Here is a 3,425-nt window from a genome sequence, read left to right on the forward strand (position 1 = left end):
GCTTTTGCAGTTGCAAGAGAATGGTTGCCGTCTCCTACTGCAAAAAGGAAAGTGTTTCCGTCTTTGTCAGTACCGGCCTGAGCAAGTGAAGAAAGAGCATTTTCTAAAAGAGCTTCTGCTTCGCTTCCTTTTACGCTCCAGCCTGTAATGTGACCGGAATTAAGCATTAAATCTCCTTCGTAAAGAGGAGCCGATTTTCTTGCAAGAGCACCTGCACCGCCAACAAGCTCATCTTCAGGGTCATTTGCAAGAAGCATAATATGAGGAAGTTCAAGAGCTGCCCCGTTTCGGATTTTCATACGCGGAGGAATACGCTCAGGAACAGTAGCCTCGGTAGCACGGATTAAAGCTTTTGAATCCGGTTTCCATTCGTATTTTTCAAGATCAACTGCAAGAACAAGACCTTTTCTTGTTCTGCCGTATTCAGTTTTTCGTTCGATATAGATACATTCTTCTTCAGCTTTAAAAACTTTAGAATCAATGTAAGATTTCATTGTTTCGTGGATTTTTTTAATTCGCTCTTCTCCGTCTCCATCGTTCAAGTAGACTTCCGGGAAAATAAGATTAAGTGTTGAAGGCTTACCTTCTGCAGCAGCCCCTGCTTTCTTCCAGTATTCTTTATCCTGCGTGTACTGATCGCAGGCAATTACAGACCATGATTTTAAATCGATTGTTTCTGGCAGCAGAATTTCTGGAATCTGCACACCGTATTTTGCAAATGTTTTCATGGGCAGAATTATAGCACATTAAGAGACAGAAAGTCTTCCCCTGCAGTTTTCAATTTTTACTTTTCAGTTTATAATTTTTCTATGCCCGATTATCCGCAGATGACAATACAGCAGCGTGCTTCTCAAACAATGGCTCAGACGCAATCCCAGAAGATGAGTCAGACTCAGATTATGTCGCTCAATCTTCTGGCAATGTCCTCAACTGATTTACGCTCAGAAATATATGCACAGGCGGCAAAAAATCCGGCACTTGAAATCAAGTCAGACTCATTGGAATCAGGAGTTTCATCATCACGCTCAGAAACCGCACCCTCTTCCAGATTTTCTGACAACACTCACTACGGCTCAGCCTCAGCAGGCGGAGAACAGGCAAGCAATAATTTTCAGGCAGCCCTTGAAAGCAATCCTGACGAACGGGAAGTGCTTTCGGATCATCTGCTGCATCAGCTGAACGCAATGCACCTTTCCGGGGAAGAAAAATTACTGTGCACAAAACTGATTTATAATCTGGATGAAAAAGGCTTTCACATTCTGGCTCCTGTTACTTTTTTAAACACAAAAAATTCTTTTCACACTGAAGATTTTTTAAATAAATGTCTCTGTCTTGTTCAGCACCTTGACCCGGTTGGATGCTGCACAAACAATTACCGGGAAAGTCTTTTTGTTCAGGCAAAAATTTCAGGTTCTGCTTCTGATTTAGCACTGTTTTTTCTGAAAACAAACGAACACTTTGATTTTTTAAATCCGCCGCAAATTCCAAAAATTCAAAAAAAATTATCAGATTATCTGTCTGAACAGAAAAAACTCAAATTTATTTCTGAAGATGAAATTACACTTTCAAAAGACAACATCACGGCCGAAGAAATTGAAAAAGCACTCAGTTTTATAAAAACCCTCGATCCCTTCCCTGCCCGAAATTTTGGAAGTTCACAGACCACTTTCATCAGTCCGGATGTAATTGTAACAAAAAACGAAAATACAGAAGAACTTTCTCAAAAAAATCAAAATGGCAAAACAAATGAAACTGCTGAATTTACCGTAACTTTTGCCAGGGAATTTCTGCCCCGTCTTGAAATTTCAAAGGACTACACAAATCTTATAAATGAAACACATATCAAAACAGGCGACACTAGCGAAAAAGCCGAACGAAAAAAGGCAGAACTTAAATTCGCCCGCTCAAGTGTAAACGAAGCAAAAGTCTTTATCGAAAGCATTCTGTACCGTGAAAGCACAATTTTAAAAGCCGCACAGGAAATAGTCAAAGCACAGACCGGCTTCTTTAAAAAGGGCGCACGATACCTTGCCCCGCTCAGACAGAAAGACATTGCAGAAAAACTCGGCGTTCATGAAGCTACAGTTTCCCGCATGGCAAACTCCAAATATCTAGCCTGTGAGTGGGGAATTTTTCCTATAAGTTATTTTTTCACAAACGCCGTCGGAAACAAGGACAAGCCTTTATCAGATTCAAGTGAAAGCACAGTTGTCTCAAAGGAAGGGGTAAAAGCAGAAATTGCCCGGATTCTTGAAGAACACAAAAACGACAAAAAAGCCCTTTCCGACCAGAAAATTTCAGATATTTTAGCCGAAAAGGGAATTAAAATTGCCCGCCGTACAGTTGCAAAATACCGCGGCGAACTGAACATCAATTCAAGCTATGAACGCTGACACCACTGGCTTTCTTTATAATCAAAATCACCAAGATGCGGCAAAAGTTCTTCGAAATAAAACCTGTCGTCGATTTTACGGTCACCGCTCGTTCTTCCCAAATGTCGGTCAGCACGAACGCCCTTTCCATGAAAATCACTTCCTGCAGTAACAAACATTCCGAGTTTTTTTGCAAGAAGCTCAAGTTTGCAGCCTTCGTTAATGCGCGCAGCCGGATGCCAGGCTTCAAGCCCTTCTACTCCGTGATTTTTAATTTTTTCGATTGTTTCATCCATTTTGCCCCACGAAACATAAAGAGAAAGAGGATGAGCAAGAACCGGAACACCCCCGGCAGAACGGATTGCCTGTACAGCAACATCTAAATCAGCACCTTCGTGGTTTACATGATAAGGCCGCCCTTTTCCTAAAAAGCGGTCAAAAGCTTCCTGACGGTGCTTAACTTTTCCAATCTGCATTAAAAATGAAGCAAAATGCGGCCGTCCAATCTGACTTGCTGTAAACTGCGATTCTATTTCTTCCAGAGTGACTGAAATTCCGTCTCTGTTCATTTTTTCAACAATTTCCAGATTGCGGTTACGCCGGCTTTCCGTTAAATCAGCGACTAAATCTTTTAATTCTTCTGAATATTTTCTCAAACCTAACCCCAAAAGATGAAATTCACCCGTGGGCCAGCGCACATTTATTTCAATTCCCGGCACAAAAATAATTCCGCTGTCACTTTGTACACATGTTTGTGCTGCATCAAAAAGTCCGTCAACCGTGTCATGATCAGTAAGAGCCCAGACTTTAAGTTTTTTTCCAATCGCGTATTCTGCAGCTTCTCTGGGAGTGAATACGCCGTCCGATGCTGAAGAGTGAGAATGTAAATCAATCATAAAAAAATAATAGCATAAATTCAAAAGTTGTGTTATACTCAAAATAGTTGCTTTTAAGTCCGTTTTAAGAGAGGTGCAAAGAATGCCTAAGGCAATATCATACACAAAAGGCTCTATCATTTATTTTGCGGGCGATATTGATGACCGTGTTTTTATC

At 41.0% G+C, this 3,425-nt stretch carries 3 protein-coding genes; 1 reads left to right on the forward strand and 2 read right to left on the reverse strand.

All coding sequences use genetic code 11. From position 1 onward, the window contains the following. Nucleotides 1-728 (reverse strand): DUF1015 domain-containing protein (locus ACKI5B_RS07225; protein ID WP_407427272.1); only part of this gene is annotated, 728 nt, incomplete at its 3' end. An 81-nt stretch (nucleotides 729-809) separates the two neighbouring features. Between ACKI5B_RS07225 and rpoN the strand changes: the two genes are divergently transcribed. Beyond that, nucleotides 810-2,393, forward strand: coding sequence for an RNA polymerase factor sigma-54 (gene rpoN, locus ACKI5B_RS07230; RefSeq protein ID WP_407427274.1), 1,584 nt, complete (start codon nucleotides 810-812; stop codon nucleotides 2,391-2,393). Here rpoN and ACKI5B_RS07235 read toward each other — a convergent pair. Further along, nucleotides 2,381-3,268, reverse strand: a complete 888-nt coding sequence (locus tag ACKI5B_RS07235) for a PHP domain-containing protein (protein ID WP_407427276.1) — start codon at nucleotides 3,266-3,268, stop codon at nucleotides 2,381-2,383. The two genes, rpoN and ACKI5B_RS07235, sit on opposite strands and share 13 nt — an antisense overlap. Nucleotides 3,269-3,425 lie beyond the last annotated feature (157 nt).

This window comes from Treponema sp., assembly GCF_045657965.1.
Taxonomy (GTDB): Bacteria; Spirochaetota; Spirochaetia; order Treponematales; family Treponemataceae; genus Treponema_D.